A 16,070-nucleotide genomic window follows, 5' to 3' on the forward strand; every position below is an offset into this window, starting at 1 on the left:
AGGACATGTCAACCGAAACAGTGCTCAGCGAATATGCCTCGGACATCTCGGCTTTGCGCCTCGGCGACGCCGAAGAGGCCGGTGGCAAGGGCGCGAACATGGGGGAACTGGTCGCCGCCGGCCTCCCGGTTCCGCCCGGGTTCGTCCTGCTGCGCGGCAGCTATCTGGCCTCGATGCGGGCCGGCGGTGTGGACACGGAACTCGCCGCCCTACATCGCGAGGCGCTCGCGCAGGTCGACAACGGCGCACGTTTGTCGGAGCTCTGCCGGCGAATGCAGAGCCTCGTCTTCGCGGCCGGGGTGAGCGACGACGTCCGCGATCAGCTGCTGAATTCCTACCGCAGGCTCGGAACCGATTGCGTCGTGGCCGTGCGTTCGTCGGCGACCGGCGAGGACGGGCGCGACGCCTCGTTCGCGGGCATGAATCGGACACTGACCAACGTGACGGGTGAGGACGCGCTGCTCCAGGCCGTCAAGCAATGCTGGGCCTCGCTGTTCAGCCCGCGGGTGCTCACCTACCGGGCCACCCGGGGCTTCACCGCCGATCCCGCGATGGCCGTCGTCGTGCAGGAGATGATCGCCTCCGAGCGATCCGGGGTCGCCTTCACCTCCGACCCCAGCACCGGCGATCCCGACCATGTCGTCATCGAAGCCGCCCTCGGCCTGGGCGAGGTCGTGGTGTCCGGAAAGGTCCAGCCCGACACCTACGTCGTCGACAAGAATTCACTACAGGTGATCGAGGTCAAGGTCGGCCAGCAGGCGTTCAAGATCGAGCGCGGCCCCGAGGGACGCGACGTCGTCGTCGAACTGGACGCCGCGCAGGGCCAGGCGCGCGTCCTGGACGACTCGTCGTTGCGTCGTGTCGCCGAACTGGCGATCGCCGTCGAAGCTCACCACGGCTGCCCGCAGGACGTCGAATGGGCGATCGCCTCCGGCAAGACCTGGTTGGTGCAGGCCAGGCCCATCACCACGCTCGGCACCGCAGCCCGGGATCCGGGTGCCGACGGGGTCCTGCTACGCGGACTGCCCGCCGCTCCCGGTGCGGCGTCCGGAAAAGTGCGCGTGCTGCGCACGCCGGAAGAGGGCGCCCGGCTGGTCGACGACGAGATTCTCGTCGCCCCCATGACCAACCCCGATTGGCTGCCGGCGATCCGCCGCTCGGCCGCGCTGGTGACCGAGACCGGCGGCATGACCTGCCACGCGGCGATCGTGGCGCGCGAGCTCGGGGTTCCGTGCGTGGTGGGTGCCAGGGACGCGACCGGCGTGCTGCACGACGGCCAAACGGTCACCGTCGACGGCGGGCGCGGCACCGTCAGCAATGTCAGCGCCGGGGGCATCGACCGGCAGCCGCGCGTCACCGGGGTCTCGGCGCCGGGCGCGCCCGCGGCGGCCGTCGCAGTCGCCGAGACGACCGGCACCAAGATCTACGTCAACCTGGCCATACCCGACACGGCCGAAGCGGTCGCCGCACAGGATGTCGACGGCGTGGGCCTGCTGCGGGCCGAATTCATGCTCACCGAGGCACTTTCGGGGAGGCACCCGCGTGACCTGATCGCCAACGGCGAGCAGGCCAAGCTGGTCGACGCCATGGTGGTCTCGATCGGCCGCATCGCCTCGGCCTTCGGCACCCGCCCGGTCATCTACCGCGCCACCGACTTCCGCAGCAACGAGTTCCGCGGCCTGCGCGGCGGCGAAGCCTACGAACCGGTCGAGCACAATCCGATGATCGGCTACCGCGGCTGCTACCGGTACATCAGCGAGCCGCATTTGTTCGCCCTGGAGCTCGAGGCGCTGGCCCGGGTGCGGGAACAAAATCCCAACGTGCACCTGATGATTCCGTTCGTGCGGACGCGCTGGGAATTGGAAGCCTGCCTGTCCCTGGTCGACGGGAGCCCGCTGGGCGCCCAGCGCGGGCTGCATCGCTGGGTCATGGCCGAAGTGCCCTCGGTGATGTATTGGCTTCCGGAGTACATCGGGCTGGGCGTGGACGGGGTGTCCATCGGCAGCAACGACCTCACGCAACTGGTCCTCGGGGTTGACCGCGACTCCGATATCTGTGCCGAGCTGTTCGACGAGTCCGACGGTGCGGTCCTGGATGCCATCGGCCAGATCGTGGCGACGGCGCGCAAACACCGCATCACCTCGTCGCTGTGCGGTCAGGCGCCCTCGACGAACCCGAGCTTCACCGAGCACCTCGTCCGCATGGGGATCACCTCGGTGTCGGTCAACCCCGACGCGGCCGCAGCCACCCGGCGGGCGGTCGCGGCCGCCGAGCGTCGGTTGCTGCTGGAATCGGCGCTGGCGGTCAACCGCCGCTGAGACGCGCCTGAGACGCGCCATCGCGGCGGCGGCGCGGCGAGTTTAGGGTCGAACGCCCGGCGCCCGAGGACCAACGACCCTGTCAGCGCGACGACCCGAATTCATAAGGTCGACTCGAGACAAGGCGTTGACCCGGTGGCGAAGGCGCCGGATTCCGGAGGTGGGACGATGCCGCGGCGTTGGCTGGTGATGGAGACCGCTGGAGACGGTGCTTCGGCACCGTTTGTCGCCCGGCTGGCCGGCGCGGGCCGGCACCTGCCCGAAACCCGCCTTACGACAGACGAATTGATGGCGACCACCCGCCACCGCACCCACATCGATTTGGAGCGGCTGACGGGAATCCGCGAGCGCCGCGTCTCGGTGGGCGACGAGGATTCCTATAGCCTTGCCACCTCGGCGGCGCTGAACTGTCTGGCCACCGCGCAACAGGACCCGGGAGAGCTTGACGTGGTGATCAGCTGCAGCATAACGAAATTCCGCGGCGGCCTGACCCAATGGCTCGAGCCGACGATGAGCGGTGCGGTGGCCCGCGCGATCGGGGCGCCGCAGGCGATGACCTTCGACGTGTCCAACGCCTGCGCCGGAATGCTCACCGGGGTCACCATTTTGAACAACTGGATCCGGCAGGGCGCCATCAAGCGGGGGCTGGTCGTCAGCGGGGAATACATCTCGCAGCTCAGTCACAACGCGGCACGCCACATCCGCAACATCATGAGCAAAGAGCTCGCCTGCCTGACACTTGGTGACGCCGGCGCGGCCCTGCTGCTGGAGAGGGCGCCCGCCGGCTCCGCGGGCATCGCGCTCGCCGGGTTCACCACGGTCGCGGATTACAGCCGGCTGTGCCTGGCCTATCCCCAGGGCCACGACCCCGGCGCGCGCATGTTCACCAACTCCCGTGCCATCCAGAAGGCCGCGATCGCCGACACCCCGCTCCTGCTCAACGAGGTGCTCGACGCCGTCGGCATCTCGATTCACGACATCGACCACGTGATCACCCACCAGACCTCGGCGCGTGCCATCCGAAAGGGCATGGCTCGCATGGCGGAGACGTTCGGCGACAGCCCGCGGCACGACGCCGTGATCACCGTCGACCGCTATGGCAACACGGCGTCGACGACCCACACGGTGGCACTCGTCGAGGAACTCGAGGCCCGAAACATCCAGCCGGGAGAACGGGTTGCATTGCTCGCGTTGGCCTCTGGATTGGAAATCGGCGTGGTCGTGCTGACCCTGGATGAGGATTTGGTGAACCGCTATGGGCACGGTCATTGATCGAATCGAACTCGCGCACCCGCGCTGGCGCGACCGCCACAGCGCGCTGCATCTCGCGGTAACCGCCGCAAAGGACTGCCTGCATCGGGCCGGATGCGACCCCGACGAGCTGGATCTGGTCGTCAATGCCGGAATCTACCGCGACCGCAACCTGGGCGAGCCGGCGCTGGCCGCGTTGATTCAACACGACATCGGCGCCAATCCCGAGGATCCGCACGCCGGCGCACATGGCACGTTTTCGTTCGATATCGCCAACGGCGCCTGCGGCGTGTTGACCGCGCTGCAGATCGTGGACGGGTTCTTGCGGGCGCACAGCATCCGCCGGGCACTCATCGTGGCCAGCGACGCCGATCCGGGGCACAAGATGAGCGAGCACTTCCCGTTTTCGGCGGTTGGGGCGGCCCTACTGTGCCGATGGACCGACGACGACTGTGGATTGAGCCGCGTGTCCTGGGTGAATGCCGACGGCGCGGCCGGCGGCACCGAGGCCTTCGCCGCCACCGTCGGATTCGAAGACGCCCGCACCGTGTTGCGATTCAGTCAGTCAGCGATGATGGACGACCGATTCGCCGCGGCGGCCGCCGAGGCGGCGCGCGCGTGCCTGGATGCTCAGCGCATGCGGCTCGCCGACATCGACCTGATCGTCGCGGCCCCGCCCCACCCCGAGTACCGCGCCGCGCTGAGCGCCCTGCTGGGGGTGCCGACCGAAAAGATCTGCGTCGCAGACGATCAGCGCATCCACACCGCCGCGCTGGCCGCGGCGTTCCAGCGGGAGGCCGAGAGCCTGCCGGACCGAGCGCGGATCCTGTTCGTCGCCGCCGGAGCGGGGATCACCGCCGGTGCCGCCCTGTACAGCCGCCAACCGGCCCCCTCGGAAGGGGAAGGACTCCAATGGAACGATTGAGCGCCCTCGACGCCGCCTTCCTCGAGGTCGAAGACTCCGATCCGCACGTCAGCCTGGCGGTCGGTGGTGTGTCCGTGATGGAGGGGCCCGCTCCCGCCTACGACGAGCTGGTTGCCGCCTTCGCCGAACGCGTGTCGACCATCCCGCGATGCACGCAGCTCTTGCGGACCCACCCGCTGGATCTCGGTGCACCCGAATGGGTGGACGACCCGAACTTCGACATCACGCGCCACCTGCATCGCCTCGCGCTGCCGCAACCTGGCGGCGACGCCGAACTGTTCGCGGTGGTCGCGACCATCATGGAGCGTCGGCTCGACCGCGAACGCCCGTTGTGGGAGTGCTACGTCATCGAGGGCCTGAGCGATGACCGGTGGGCCCTACTGACCAAGATTCACCACTGCATCGCCGACGGCATCGCGACGACGCAGATGCTGGCGAGGTTCGGTGACGGCGGGGGCAATCGCGGCGACGCAAGCACTTTCGCCACCGAGATCCGCGCCGCCAAGGAGCCGGCCGGGGCCGGCCTGCATTGGCCCAAGCTGAGCTTCAACCCCTGGAGCTGGGTGAGCGGCATCGGGCGAGGGGTGTTCGCCGCGGCGGCGATGGCCGAGCACGCCGCTGTCGGTGCGGCCGAACTCACGGCCGACATGTTGAGCCCCGCTTCGGAGTCGTCGTTGCACGGGCCCATCACGACGATGCGACGCTTCACGGCGGCCCGGGTCCGGCTCGCCGACCTGCGGCAGGTTTCCCGGGCTTTCGGGGTGACCCTCAACGACGTGGCGCTTGCGGCCATCACCGACAGCTACCGCAAGATGCTTCTCGGTCGCGGGGAGCGGCCCGGGCACAACTCGCTGCGCACGCTGGTTCCGGTATCCGTTCGCCCGACGGACCACTTCGACACGACGGACAACCAGGTTTCGGCGATGCTTCCGTTGTTGCCCGTAGACGAGCCCGATCCCGTCGAGCAGTTGCGGCTGGTGCACCGTCGCCTCAGCCGGGCCAAAGCCAGCGGCCAACGAGAGGGGGGTAGCGCGCTGTTTTCGGCGGCAGGCAATGTCCCATTCGTGTTCTCCGCGTGGGTGATTCGGCTACTCGCACGGCTACCCCAGCGTGCGGTGGTCGCGGTGACGACCAACGTTCCCGGTCCGAGAAAACGACAGAAACTGATGGGCCGGCGGGTGCTGGAGATATTGCCGATCCCCCCGATCGCGCTGCGATTGCGCACCGGCGTCGCGATGCTCAGTTATGCCGACATGTTCATCTTCGGCATCACCGCCGACTACGACACCGCGCCCGACATCGAGGCGCTCGCAACGGGAATCGAGAACGGTGTCGCGCAGTTGGTGACGGCCAGTCGCACGCGGGAACGCAGGCCAGCGCGGGCCGCGCAAAGCCGCTGGCCGACCTAGACCGGGCGGCCGTTGCGCACGCGCCGGTGCGCGGTCAGCAGCAAGTGGTCGAACTCCGATCGCGAGTCGGGGGGCAGGCCCGCGTCACGAAAGTCCGCCGCTATCCGCTCGGCCAGCAGGCGCAGCTTGACGTTCGCCTCCTGGGAAAGCCACCTGAGCAGGTCGAACGCGGCCTTCTCGTCGATCTGGTAGATCAGCATCAGCATGCCCTTGGCCTGCTCGATGCCGGCGCGGTTCTCGTTGATCTCCGCGAGCCTCGCGGTGAGCAGATCCTCGGCGTCGTCCGCCGGCGGCGAGACGTCGATGTAGAACCCCTGCGTCCCGACCACCTCGCCCCGATCGTCGAGAAGCCGGTCGCCGACGACGACGACATGGTGCACGCGGCCGCCGGTGTCGACGATCCGATGGCGGGCGCTGAACGGCTCGTGGGTGTTGAGGATCTGGTCGATGGTGGCCGCGACCTGCCCGCGGTCGTCGGGGTGCTTGTGCGCCAGCACGAGTTCGGTGGTCGGGGTGACGGTGCCGGGCTCGTAGCCGTGGATCCGCTGCAGTTGCTCGGACCATTCCCATCGCTGGTCGGCGAAATGGAAACGGAACCAGCCCGCGCGCTGCGGCGCGGCCGCGGTCGACACCTGCTCGATCTGCCGCGTCTGGCCGTCACACTGCCGGTTCATCTCTGACCTCCCCCGGCGACGGGGCGGCGGCCCGAAAGCCGGGCCGCCGCCCGTGGGCCGGTTGCTCAGGCGTCGATTACCTCCCGCTCGGGGGCGTTCTCGTCGATGGCCCGGTGACCGTTGCCGCGGTCGACCGAAATCTTGCGCGGCTTGGCCTTTTCGGCCACCGGTATGGTCAGCCTGAGGACGCCCTCGCGATAGGCCGCCGCGATCTTGTCGGTGTCGAGGTTTTCGCCGAGCACGAGCTGGCGGCTGAACACCCCGCGTGGCCGCTCGGTGGCCAGCATCTCGCGGTCGGGGTCGACCGCCGGGCGCTCGGCGCGCACGGTCACCACGTTGCGCTCGATGTCGATGTCGAGCGTGTTGGTGTCGATGCCGGGCAGGTCGAATTCGACGACGAACTGTTCTCCGTCGCGCCAGGCATCCATCGGCATCACCGCGGGCCGGGCGGCCGTGCCGAGCACCTGCTGGGCGAAGCGGTCCAGCTCACGGAAGGGATCGGTACGCATCAGCATGGCGGTCACCTCTCACTCCAATCTGTCGAGTATGAAGTGGATTAATGTGTGTCTCACGACATAGATTTCTTATATCATCCTCGACAGATGAGTGCAAGTGTGATACATAGATTTTGTCCGAGTTCGCTGTGGAGGCCTCCGATGACCGAGAACACCACCGACGCCGGGGCGCCCGCGCGCGACCGGGGAGTGTACGGAATCTCCGTGGCCGCCGAACTTTCCGGCATCCCCGTGCAGTCACTGCGCCTCTACGAACGCCACGGGCTGGTGACGCCGTCGCGCAGCGACGGCGGGACCCGGCGCTACAGCGCCGACGACCTGGCCCGCCTCCAGCGCATCAGCGCACTGGTCGACGCCGGGGTGAACCTGGCCGGCATCGCGCGCATCCTGAGCCTGGAGGACCACAACACCGCGCTATCGACGGCCAACTCCCACTTGCGCTCCACCAATCGGGATCTGCGGGGCGCGGCCAAGCGCTCGTCAACCAGGAAGAAGAGCGACGGCTAGCTCGTCTTCGGCATCGGGATGCCCTCGCTGGCCGCGAACTGCGCGTCCTCCTCGGACGCCAGGCCGATCGACACCACCGACCGGTCGAACAGCGCGTCGGTCAAATAGGCCAGCGAGACGGCCCACCGGTTGACCCCCCGTGGGATCGCGTAGAGGTGATAGGCGCGGGTCACGGCCTTGGCGGGCAACCCCGACAGGTGCACATTGAGCGGGTTGGCCACCGCGTATCCGGGGCCCAGGTCGACCACCAGGCCCAGGTTGCGGTGTTTGTACCGCTTGCTGGCGCCGTAGCCGAGGCTGGCGGCCACGTTCCGGGCGAGCACCTTGCCCTGGCGGGTGGCGTGCTGCGCGGTGGGTGGGGTGACCTTCCCGGGTTGCGTCAGGTCGGGGACCGCCGCGGCGTCGCCCGCGGCAAAGACGCCCGCGTGGCCGGGCACCTGCAGGTCGGGCTGGACCTTGAGCCGGCCCCGTTCCGTCGGCAGTCCCAGCTCCTGGATCAGCGGGGCCCCGGTGACCCCCGTCACCCAGGCGAGGGTATGGGTGTCGATGCGTGAATCGTCGCTGAGCACAACGTGATCCGCGTGCGCTTCCTTGAGGGTGGTGCCGAGCCGGACGTCGATGCCCCGGCGGCGCAGCACCCCGAGGGCGGCGTCGCCCAGCTTGCGCCCGACCTCGGGCATGACCTGTTCGGCGGTGTCCAGCAGCAAAAACTTGACCTCGGCGGCGTCGAAACCCATCTGTTTGGCCGCGGCGTCGGCCAGGGCCCGCAACTGGGCAACCAGTTCGGTGCCCGAATACGACGCGCCGACCACCACGACGGTGCGCCGGGCCGCCGCCACCTTCGGGTCGTCCTCGATGTTGGCCAGCTCGAGCTGCTCGACGACGTGGTCGCGCAGGTAGAGGGCCTCGGCGGTGGTCTTCAGTCCCCGCGCGTGCCTCGAAAGGCCGGGCACGTCGAACAGCCGCGTCACCGACCCCGGGGTGAGCACCAGCCGATCCCAGGACATGTGGTGGCTGCGCTCTTCGGGATCCCGATAGGTCAGGGTGCGCCGCGCGAAATCCACGCCGTCGACCCGGCCACGCACGGCGCGGACGCCCTTGAGCGTGTTGGCCAGGGGCATCGCGACGAAGCGCGCGTCGACGACGCCGCCGGCGACGTCGGGCAGCAGCGGGGTGTAGAGCATGTAGTCGACCGGGGAGATCATCGTGACGGAGACCGGCGCGCGTCGCCGCTCGAGGATGCGGGTCAGGCGCCGCGCGCAGGTGAATCCGGTGAAGCCACTGCCGACGATCACGATCGAGGTCATCGACGCAGTGTAACGATCGGGTGGCCCGCCGTCACAAGTCGGCGTCCGGAGCGCGCGGTTATCACATTGGGCCACAACGGTTCTCACGTACGAATCGTCCTGGGGGGCGGGAGAATTCCGGTTCGCTTTCGGTGGGGGCCCGGCCCGGCCGACCGGCAACGGTCCGTCTGGGGTTTGCACTTCGTTCTGTGGCCAATAGACTTCGTATATGCGCTGACACGTCGGATCGTTCGGTGCGGCGTGACAAAGAGTAAGCGGGGCGGTGATTGCGATGCCGGGGAGCCAACACACGATCGCGACCCGACTGGCGGGCCTGATCGCCGACCTCGAGCGCCACGGCACGGAGACCAGCGTGGGGCTGCGCCAACTCGTCGACAGCGGCGCCCGGCACGTGGCGGGCTGCCAGTACGCGGGGATCACCCTGGCCGACGAGTCCAAAATCGTCACCAACGTTGTTGCCACGCACCGCTATCCGATCATCCTGGACTCGATCCAGAACCGGTACGGGGAGGGGCCCTGCCTGGAGCCCGGCTGGCAGCACCACATGATGCACGTCGAGGACCTCAGCGTCGACCGGCGCTGGCCGCGCTATCAGCGCCACGCGCTGGCGCACACTCCGATCCGCTCGATCCTGTCCTACGAGCTGTCCGTCGACCGCACCAGCATGGCGGCGCTCAACTTCTACGCCGACCACCCCCACGCCTTCAGCGGGGAATCGCTGGAGCTCGGCGGCGTCTTCGCCACGCACGTCGCGCTGGCGTGGTCGATGATGCGCCGCGAGGACCAGTTCCGCAGTGCGCTGGCGTCACGCGACATCATCGGTCAGGCCAAGGGCGTGATCATGGAACGCTTCAACCTCGACGCGGTCGAAGCGTTCGAACTGCTGTCCCGGCTGTCGCAGAAGTCCAACACCAAGCTGATCGAGATCGCCAGGTCGCTGATCGACTCCGAACACCCGCTCAAGAGCCCCCGTCGGACCGAGCGCGGCGCGTAACGGCGTTTCGCTCGGCGCGGGGCGGGTATGCGCCTCGCACATGAAAGCCGTCACGTGGCAGGGCAAACGCGACGTCCGTGTGGAGTCGGTGCCCGACCCGAAGATCGAACATCCCACCGACGCCATCATCGAGGTCACCTCGACCAACATCTGCGGGTCCGATCTGCACCTCTATGAGATCCTCGGCGCCTTCATGAAGGCCGGGGACATCCTGGGGCACGAACCCATGGGAATCGTCCGCGAGGTCGGCGGCGAAACGGGCGATCTGCGGGTCGGCGACCGCGTCGTCATCCCGTTCCAGATCTCCTGCGGCCATTGCCGCATGTGCGACGAGCGGCTCTACACCCAATGCGAAACCACCCAGGTGCGCGACCAGGGCATGGGGGCGGCGCTGTTCGGCTACTCGGAGCTCTACGGCGAGGTCCCCGGCGGCCAGGCCGAATTCCTGCGCGTCCCGCAGGCCCAGTTCACCCACATCAAAGTGCCTGTGGGCCCGCCGGATTCGCGGTTTGTCTACCTTTCCGACGTGCTGCCGACGGCGTGGCAGGCGGTGGCCTACGCCGACATCCCGGAGGGGGGGTCGGTGACCGTCCTGGGCCTGGGGCCGATCGGCGACATGGCCGCGCGCATCGCCGACCATCTCGGCTACCGGGTCATCGCCGTAGACCTGGTGCCCGAGCGCCTCGCGCGGGCCGCCGGGCGCGGCATCCACACGATCGACCTGGGCCGGCTCGATGGTCCGCTGGGTGACGCGATCCGGGACCTGACCGACGGGCGGGGCACCGACGCGGTGATCGACGCGGTGGGCATGGAGGCCCACGGCTCCCCGGTCGCCAAGCTCGCCCAACAGGCGAGCGGCATGTTGCCGGACGCGCTGGGCAAGCGACTCATGCAGACCGCGGGCGTCGACCGGCTTTCCGCCCTGTATTCCGCCATCGACGCCGTGCGGCGCGGCGGAACGATCTCGCTGATCGGCGTCTACGGGGGGATGGCCGACCCCCTGCCGATGCTCACCCTCTTCGACAAGCAGCTGACCCTGCGGATGGGGCAGGCCAACGTGAAGCGGTGGGTCGACGACATCATGCCGCTGCTCGGCGACGACGACCCGCTCGGCGTCGACACCTTCGCCACGCACGTGCTGCCCCTCGACCAGGCCCCGCATGCCTACGAGATCTTCCAGAAGAAGCAGGATGGTGCCGTCAAGGTCATCCTGAAACCCTGAAAACGACTAGCGCACAACGCTTTCCGTTTGCCAACCGGACGGCAGTTTGAGGGTGTGCCCGACAGGGTACTGATTGGGCCATGACCACCGCACACGCCCCCGCTCCCACACCCACCGGCGAAGTGTGGCCGGGCCGGGCCTATCCGCTGGGCGCGTCGTATGACGGGGCCGGCACCAACTTCGCGGTATTCAGCGAGGTGGCCGAGCGGGTGGAGCTGTGCCTGTACGACGCCGACGGCGCCGAGAGCCGGATCACGCTGCCCGAGGCCGACGGGTTCGTCTGGCACGCCTACGTGCCGAACATCGAGCCGGGCCAGCGCTACGGGTACCGCGTGCACGGCGCGTACGACCCGCAGGCCGGGCTGCGCTGCAATCCGAACAAGCTGTTGCTGGACCCCTACGCCAAGGCCATCGACGGCACGTTCGACTGGAACCAGTCGCTGTTCGGCTACAACTTCGGCGACCCCGATAGCCGCAACGACGACGACTCCGCGGCCAGCATGCCCAAGTCGGTGGTGATCAACCCGTATTTCGACTGGGGCAACGACCGCCCGCCCGACCACCAGTACGCCGACACGGTGATCTACGAGGCCCACGTCAAGGGCCTCACGCGGACCCACCCGGACATCCCCGAACAGCTCCGCGGAACCTACGCGGCGGTGGCGCACCCGGTGATGATCGAGCACCTGCAGGGTATCGGCGTCACCGCCGTCGAGCTGATGCCGGTGCACCACTTCGCCAACGATTCCACCCTGATCGACAAGGGTCTGTCGAATTACTGGGGCTACAACACGATTGCGTTCTTCGCGCCCGACGCCAAGTACTCCAGCGCCGCATCGGCGGGCGGCCAGGTGCAGGAGTTCAAGGCGATGGTGCGCGCCCTGCACGAGGCCGGCATCGAGGTCATCCTGGACGTCGTCTACAACCACACGGCCGAGGGCAACCACCTGGGCCCGACGCTGTCCATGCGCGGCATCGACAACGCCGCCTACTACCGACTCGTCGACGACGACAAGCGCTACTACATGGACTACACGGGCACCGGCAACAGCCTCAACGTCGGGCATCCGCACGCCCTGCAACTGATCATGGACTCGCTGCGCTACTGGGTGACCGAGATGCACGTCGACGGCTTCCGCTTCGACCTGGCCGCGACGCTGGCCCGCGAGTTCTACGACGTCGACCGGCTGGCCACGTTTTTCGAACTCGTGCAACAGGATCCGACGGTCAGCCAGGTCAAGCTCATCGCCGAGCCCTGGGACGTGGGGCCCGGCGGCTACCAGGTCGGCAACTTCCCGCCGCAGTGGACGGAGTGGAACGGCAAGTACCGCGACACCGTCCGGGACTTCTGGCGGGGGGAGCCGGCCACGCTCGACGAGTTCGCCTACCGGCTGTCGGGGTCGGCCGACCTCTACGAGCACACGGCGCGCCGGCCGGTGGCATCGATCAACTTCGTCACCGCCCACGACGGCTTCACGCTGCGCGACCTGGTGTCCTACAACGAAAAGCACAACGAGGCCAACGGCGAGGACAACAACGACGGCGAGAGCCACAACCGGTCCTGGAACTGCGGCGCCGAGGGACCCACCGACGACGACGGCGTCAACGCGTTGCGCGCCCGCCAGCAGCGCAACTTCCTGACCACCCTGCTGTTGTCGCAGGGCGTGCCGATGATCTGCCACGGCGACGAGCTGGGCCGGACCCAGGACGGCAACAACAACGGCTACTGCCAGGACAACGAGCTCACCTGGATCGACTGGGCCGCCGCCGACGCCGGGTTGCTGGAGTTCACCCGGGTGGTGTCGGCGCTGCGGGCCAACCACCCGGTGTTCCGGCGGCGCCGGTTCTTCTCCGGCAAGCCGGTGGGCCGGCGCGGCGAGGGCGGGCTGCCCGACATCGCCTGGTTCACCCCCGACGGCACCGAGATGAGCGACGAGGACTGGGGCACGGGCTTCGCGAAGTCCGTCGCGGTGTTCCTCAACGGCCACGGCATCCCCTACCTCGACGCGCGGGGCCAGCGGGTCCTCGACGACTCGTTCGTGTTGTGCTTCAACGCCCACCACGAGTCGATCGAATTCACCCTCCCGCCCAAGGAATTCGGCTCATCCTGGCGGATCGAGGTGTTCACCGGGCCCGAGGAGGAAACGCCCGCGGAGGAGCTGCCGGGGGGCGGCACGTTCACTGTGGGCGCGCATACCGCCGTGGTGCTGCAAGCCCCCGAGGCCGCCTGAACCTCCTGGTCGATACGCTGTGCCTGCAGCGGGCTCGTTACAGGAGAGGGCGAAAATGTCAAGGACAGTGGTGGTTGGCGCCTCGAGCGGCCTCGGGCGTTGCATCGGCGTTGGCCTCGCGCGGCGCGGCGACCGGGTCGCCCTGCTCGCCCGGCGTCGTGAGCGCATCGACGGCGCGGCGCAGGAGGCGGGCCCGGGCGCCGTCGCCATCGAGTGCGACGTCACCGACGACGCGTCCTGCCGAACCGCAATCGGCGCCGCGGCCGACGCGCTGGGCGGCATCGACAACCTGGTCTACGCGCCGGCCGTCGGGCCGCTCGTCCGGATGGTCGACACCGACGCGCACACCTGGCGGCGCATCTTCGACACCAACGTCATCGGCGCGTCGCTGGTCACGGCCGCCGCGGTGCCGCATTTGACCGCGGCGGCCGGCAAGGCGGTCTACCTGTCCTCGGACGCGGGCACCTTCGGGCCGCCGTGGCCGGGCCTGGGGGCGTACGGCGTCAGCAAGGCCGCCCTGGAAAGGCTCGTCGAGGCGTGGCAGGCCGAGCACCCCGACGTCGGCTTCACCAGCCTGATCGTGGGGGAGTGCGCGGGCGGCGAGGGCGACGCCCAAACCGGAATGAACATCGGCTGGGACACCGACCTCGCGACGAAGGCCGTCCCGCTGTGGTCTTCGCGCGGCTGCATGCCCGGCAAACTGATGCCCGTCGAGGACCTCGTCGACGTGGTCCACACGATCCTGCGCACCCACGCCGCGACGTCGATGCCCGTCGTCGTCGCCCGGGGTGCGTCGGCGGCGTCTGCGGCGTTCGCGGACGCGGCGCCGCAGTCCTAGCGGCGCAGCTTCTCGCGGATCGTGTCCGCCAGGAAACGCCCGCCCGACGCGGGCCGGAACGCGCGCGCGGCGGCGGTGAGCGCGTCGCGGGCGTCCGCGGGCAGCTCGATGTCGCCGGCGGCGACGTTGAACTCGAGCTGCTCGACGCTGGAGGCGCCGGGAATGGCCACCACCCCCGGCAGGCTGACCAGCCACGCCAGCGCCACCTGGGCGGGCCTGGCGTCGACCTGAGCGGCCACCTCGCGCAACGTCTGCAGCAGCGGCTCGATGCGGCGCAGGTTTTCCGTGCCGAACAGCGGGTTCAGGGCGCGAACACCGCCGGGGCGGTTGTCGGGACCGTACTTGCCGCCCAGCAGCCCCTGGGCCAGGGGGCTGTAGGCGATCACGATGCGGTTCTCGCGCTCGGCGAAGGGCACCAGGTCCTCCAGCGCGCCGGCGTGGGCGAGCGAAAAATGCACCTGGTTGCTGATGACCGGGCGCCCGAGCGCCGCGTCGGCCTTCCGCCACCGGGCGAGCGAGTAGTTCGAGACGCCGGCCGCACCGATGTTTCCGGCGTCGAGCAGGTCGCGCATTCCCGGCATGATCACCGAATCGGGGACCACCGGGTTGGGTTGGTGGATCTGGTAGAGCGGGATGCGCTCGAGCCCCAGCCGCCGCGCGCTCGCGCGCTCCCGTTGCTTGATCACGGCGGGAAACGGGGCCACCGGGAAGACCTTGGTGGCGACGGCGACCTCGGCGCGCTCGTCGCCGAGCGCCTCGCCGAGGATCCGTTCGCTCTTGCCCAGTCCGTACACCTCGGCGGTATCGAACAGCGTGACGCCCAGGGACCGGGCCCGCCGCACGATGTCGCGCGCCGCGCCGGACGCGTAGCGATCCCCGTAACCCCACTCGCGCGACCCGAATTGCCACGTGCCCAGGCCGATCCGGCTGACGCGCCCGACCCCCTCGACGTCGAGATATTTCATGCGACCACCCTACTGAGTGCTAACCGGGAATCTTGTTGAGCGCGAATGCGGCGATGCTCACCGCCGATTGCCGGGGCCGCAGGGCGTCGGTGGTGCCGCTGTACGACACGTACAGGTCGACGACGACGTTGGCCTTGGCCGCGATCGCGCGCGCGGAGCGGACCTGCAGTCCCTTGGGCGCCAAATCCATTGTGGTGACGCCGTTGCCGGCGTCGGCGGGGGCGCTCAACGAGAACGGGATCGGGCCCACCTCGGGGATGGTCACGCTGACCGTGGTGCCGCCGCATTGGCGCCACCCGGACAGCAGCCCGTCCAGCTGCGAGCGGGCCGCCGGCGCGTCGCGAAACGCCGCGACGGCCTGGATGACCTGGACCGACTTGAGCAGGCTGCGGGTGTCGGAGAATTCCGCGGCGTGGTAGCCGACGATGGCTTCGACGGTGTAGGCGTCGGGCGTGCCGGGGGCGATGGCGCCCCAGCACTCCGGCCGGTCGATGGTCCCTTCCTTGTCGGAGCGGGCCGGGTGGTCCCACGTCTGGCCCGCCTCGAGGTTCTGGTCGTCGGTCATGGCCTTCAGATCGGAAAGGCCGGGCAGCAGGGCCGCGATCGCGTCCGGCGCGACCGTGGGCCGCGGGGGCGCCGCCGCGGTGGTGGCCGGGGTCACCGGGTGGCCCGCGGGGGAACGCAGCCCGGCCAGGGCGGCCCACGCGACCACGGCGACCACGGCGAGGGTGACGAACGTGTACGACAGCGCCACCCCCGCCAGCGCGCGGTCGCGGCCGGCCCCGCCGGTGCGGCGCAGCCGCGCCAGCGCCAGGTGCCCCAGCACCGCACCGACGGGCGGGGACACGAAGGCGAACACCAGCGACTGCGTCGCGAGCGGGTCGGCGCGCGGGCGCCGTGGCGGGGGCGGAGGC

General features: G+C 69.3%; 14 protein-coding genes. 9 read left to right on the forward strand and 5 right to left on the reverse strand.

The window, feature by feature from the left end; translation table 11 throughout:
• Positions 1-5 precede the first annotated feature (5 nt).
• The 4 genes from ppsA (at position 6) to BST11_RS15605 (ending at position 5,903) form a co-directional block, all read left to right on the forward strand.
• The gene (ppsA, locus tag BST11_RS15590; RefSeq protein ID WP_083138826.1) at positions 6-2,318 is read left to right on the forward strand and encodes a phosphoenolpyruvate synthase; all 2,313 of its coding nucleotides are present in this window, start codon (positions 6-8) and stop codon (positions 2,316-2,318) included.
• A gap of 168 nt (positions 2,319-2,486) precedes the next feature.
• A complete protein-coding gene (locus tag BST11_RS15595) occupies positions 2,487-3,590 on the forward strand; it encodes a 3-oxoacyl-ACP synthase III family protein (protein WP_083138844.1) in 1,104 nt (367 codons plus the stop codon).
• Positions 3,574-4,494, forward strand: coding sequence for a 3-oxoacyl-ACP synthase (locus tag BST11_RS15600; protein WP_083138827.1), 921 nt, complete (start codon positions 3,574-3,576; stop codon positions 4,492-4,494). Before BST11_RS15595 ends, BST11_RS15600 begins: the two co-directional genes overlap by 17 nt.
• Positions 4,482-5,903 carry a WS/DGAT/MGAT family O-acyltransferase gene (locus BST11_RS15605; protein WP_083138828.1) on the forward strand — a complete coding sequence of 474 codons (1,422 nt, stop codon included), beginning with the start codon at positions 4,482-4,484 and terminating at the stop codon, positions 5,901-5,903. Before BST11_RS15600 ends, BST11_RS15605 begins: the two co-directional genes overlap by 13 nt.
• Here the strand turns inward: BST11_RS15605 and BST11_RS15610 are convergent.
• Both BST11_RS15610 and BST11_RS15615 read right to left on the reverse strand, forming a co-directional pair.
• Positions 5,900-6,577 carry a PAS and ANTAR domain-containing protein gene (locus BST11_RS15610; protein WP_083138829.1) on the reverse strand — a complete coding sequence of 226 codons (678 nt, stop codon included), beginning with the start codon at positions 6,575-6,577 and terminating at the stop codon, positions 5,900-5,902. The genes BST11_RS15605 and BST11_RS15610 overlap by 4 nt on opposite strands.
• 65 nt (positions 6,578-6,642) lie before the next feature.
• Positions 6,643-7,092: an Hsp20/alpha crystallin family protein gene (locus tag BST11_RS15615; protein WP_083138845.1), complete on the reverse strand. Its 450-nt coding sequence runs from the start codon at positions 7,090-7,092 to the stop codon at positions 6,643-6,645.
• Between the two features lie 141 nt (positions 7,093-7,233).
• Between BST11_RS15615 and BST11_RS15620 the strand changes: the two genes are divergently transcribed.
• Entirely contained in the window at positions 7,234-7,599 is a 366-nt protein-coding gene (locus BST11_RS15620) for a MerR family transcriptional regulator (RefSeq protein WP_083138830.1), read from the forward strand.
• On the opposite strand, the gene BST11_RS15625 is transcribed toward BST11_RS15620, so the two are convergent.
• A complete protein-coding gene (locus BST11_RS15625) occupies positions 7,596-8,906 on the reverse strand; it encodes an NAD(P)/FAD-dependent oxidoreductase (RefSeq protein WP_083138831.1) in 1,311 nt (436 codons plus the stop codon). The genes BST11_RS15620 and BST11_RS15625 overlap by 4 nt on opposite strands.
• Before the next feature lie 271 nt (positions 8,907-9,177).
• Here BST11_RS15625 and BST11_RS15630 point away from each other — a divergent pair, with 271 nt between their 5' ends.
• From BST11_RS15630 to BST11_RS15645, 4 genes are all read left to right on the forward strand, one after another.
• Positions 9,178-9,900: a GAF and ANTAR domain-containing protein gene (locus BST11_RS15630; protein ID WP_083138846.1), complete on the forward strand. Its 723-nt coding sequence runs from the start codon at positions 9,178-9,180 to the stop codon at positions 9,898-9,900.
• 40 nt (positions 9,901-9,940) lie between these two features.
• Positions 9,941-11,122 (forward strand): zinc-dependent alcohol dehydrogenase, encoded by a 1,182-nt coding sequence (locus BST11_RS15635; RefSeq protein WP_083138832.1) that lies wholly within the window; start codon positions 9,941-9,943, stop codon positions 11,120-11,122.
• Positions 11,123-11,202: 80 nt separating this feature from the next.
• Complete coding sequence (glgX, locus tag BST11_RS15640) at positions 11,203-13,353, forward strand: glycogen debranching protein GlgX (protein ID WP_083138833.1); 2,151 nt, start codon at positions 11,203-11,205, stop codon at positions 13,351-13,353.
• Between the two features lie 67 nt (positions 13,354-13,420).
• Positions 13,421-14,191, forward strand: coding sequence for an SDR family oxidoreductase (locus BST11_RS15645; protein WP_083138834.1), 771 nt, complete (start codon positions 13,421-13,423; stop codon positions 14,189-14,191).
• Here BST11_RS15645 and BST11_RS15650 read toward each other — a convergent pair.
• Complete coding sequence (locus tag BST11_RS15650) at positions 14,188-15,156, reverse strand: aldo/keto reductase (protein ID WP_083138835.1); 969 nt, start codon at positions 15,154-15,156, stop codon at positions 14,188-14,190. The genes BST11_RS15645 and BST11_RS15650 overlap by 4 nt on opposite strands.
• 19 nt (positions 15,157-15,175) lie before the next feature.
• Positions 15,176-16,070 (reverse strand): sensor domain-containing protein (locus BST11_RS15655; RefSeq protein ID WP_083138847.1); only part of this gene is annotated, 895 nt, incomplete at its 5' end.

The sequence above is a fragment of the Mycobacterium alsense genome, assembly GCF_002086635.1.
GTDB classification, from domain to species: Bacteria; Actinomycetota; Actinomycetes; order Mycobacteriales; family Mycobacteriaceae; genus Mycobacterium; species Mycobacterium alsense.

Bases quoted from the DNA above. Each gene is read 5' to 3' on its own strand.
- ppsA (WP_083138826.1), top strand. From the start codon at position 6: ATGTCAACCGAAACAGTGCTCAGCGAATATGCCTCGGACATCTCGGCT.
- BST11_RS15635 (WP_083138832.1), top strand. From the start codon at position 9,941: ATGAAAGCCGTCACGTGGCAGGGCAAACGCGACGTCCGTGTGGAGTCG.
- glgX (WP_083138833.1), top strand. From the start codon at position 11,203: ATGACCACCGCACACGCCCCCGCTCCCACACCCACCGGCGAAGTGTGG.
- BST11_RS15600 (WP_083138827.1), top strand. From the start codon at position 3,574: ATGGGCACGGTCATTGATCGAATCGAACTCGCGCACCCGCGCTGGCGC.
- BST11_RS15605 (WP_083138828.1), top strand. From the start codon at position 4,482: ATGGAACGATTGAGCGCCCTCGACGCCGCCTTCCTCGAGGTCGAAGAC.
- BST11_RS15595 (WP_083138844.1), top strand. From the start codon at position 2,487: ATGCCGCGGCGTTGGCTGGTGATGGAGACCGCTGGAGACGGTGCTTCG.
- BST11_RS15630 (WP_083138846.1), top strand. From the start codon at position 9,178: ATGCCGGGGAGCCAACACACGATCGCGACCCGACTGGCGGGCCTGATC.
- BST11_RS15610 (WP_083138829.1), bottom strand. From the start codon at position 6,577: ATGAACCGGCAGTGTGACGGCCAGACGCGGCAGATCGAGCAGGTGTCG.
- BST11_RS15625 (WP_083138831.1), bottom strand. From the start codon at position 8,906: ATGACCTCGATCGTGATCGTCGGCAGTGGCTTCACCGGATTCACCTGC.
- BST11_RS15620 (WP_083138830.1), top strand. From the start codon at position 7,234: ATGACCGAGAACACCACCGACGCCGGGGCGCCCGCGCGCGACCGGGGA.
- BST11_RS15615 (WP_083138845.1), bottom strand. From the start codon at position 7,092: ATGCTGATGCGTACCGATCCCTTCCGTGAGCTGGACCGCTTCGCCCAG.
- BST11_RS15650 (WP_083138835.1), bottom strand. From the start codon at position 15,156: ATGAAATATCTCGACGTCGAGGGGGTCGGGCGCGTCAGCCGGATCGGC.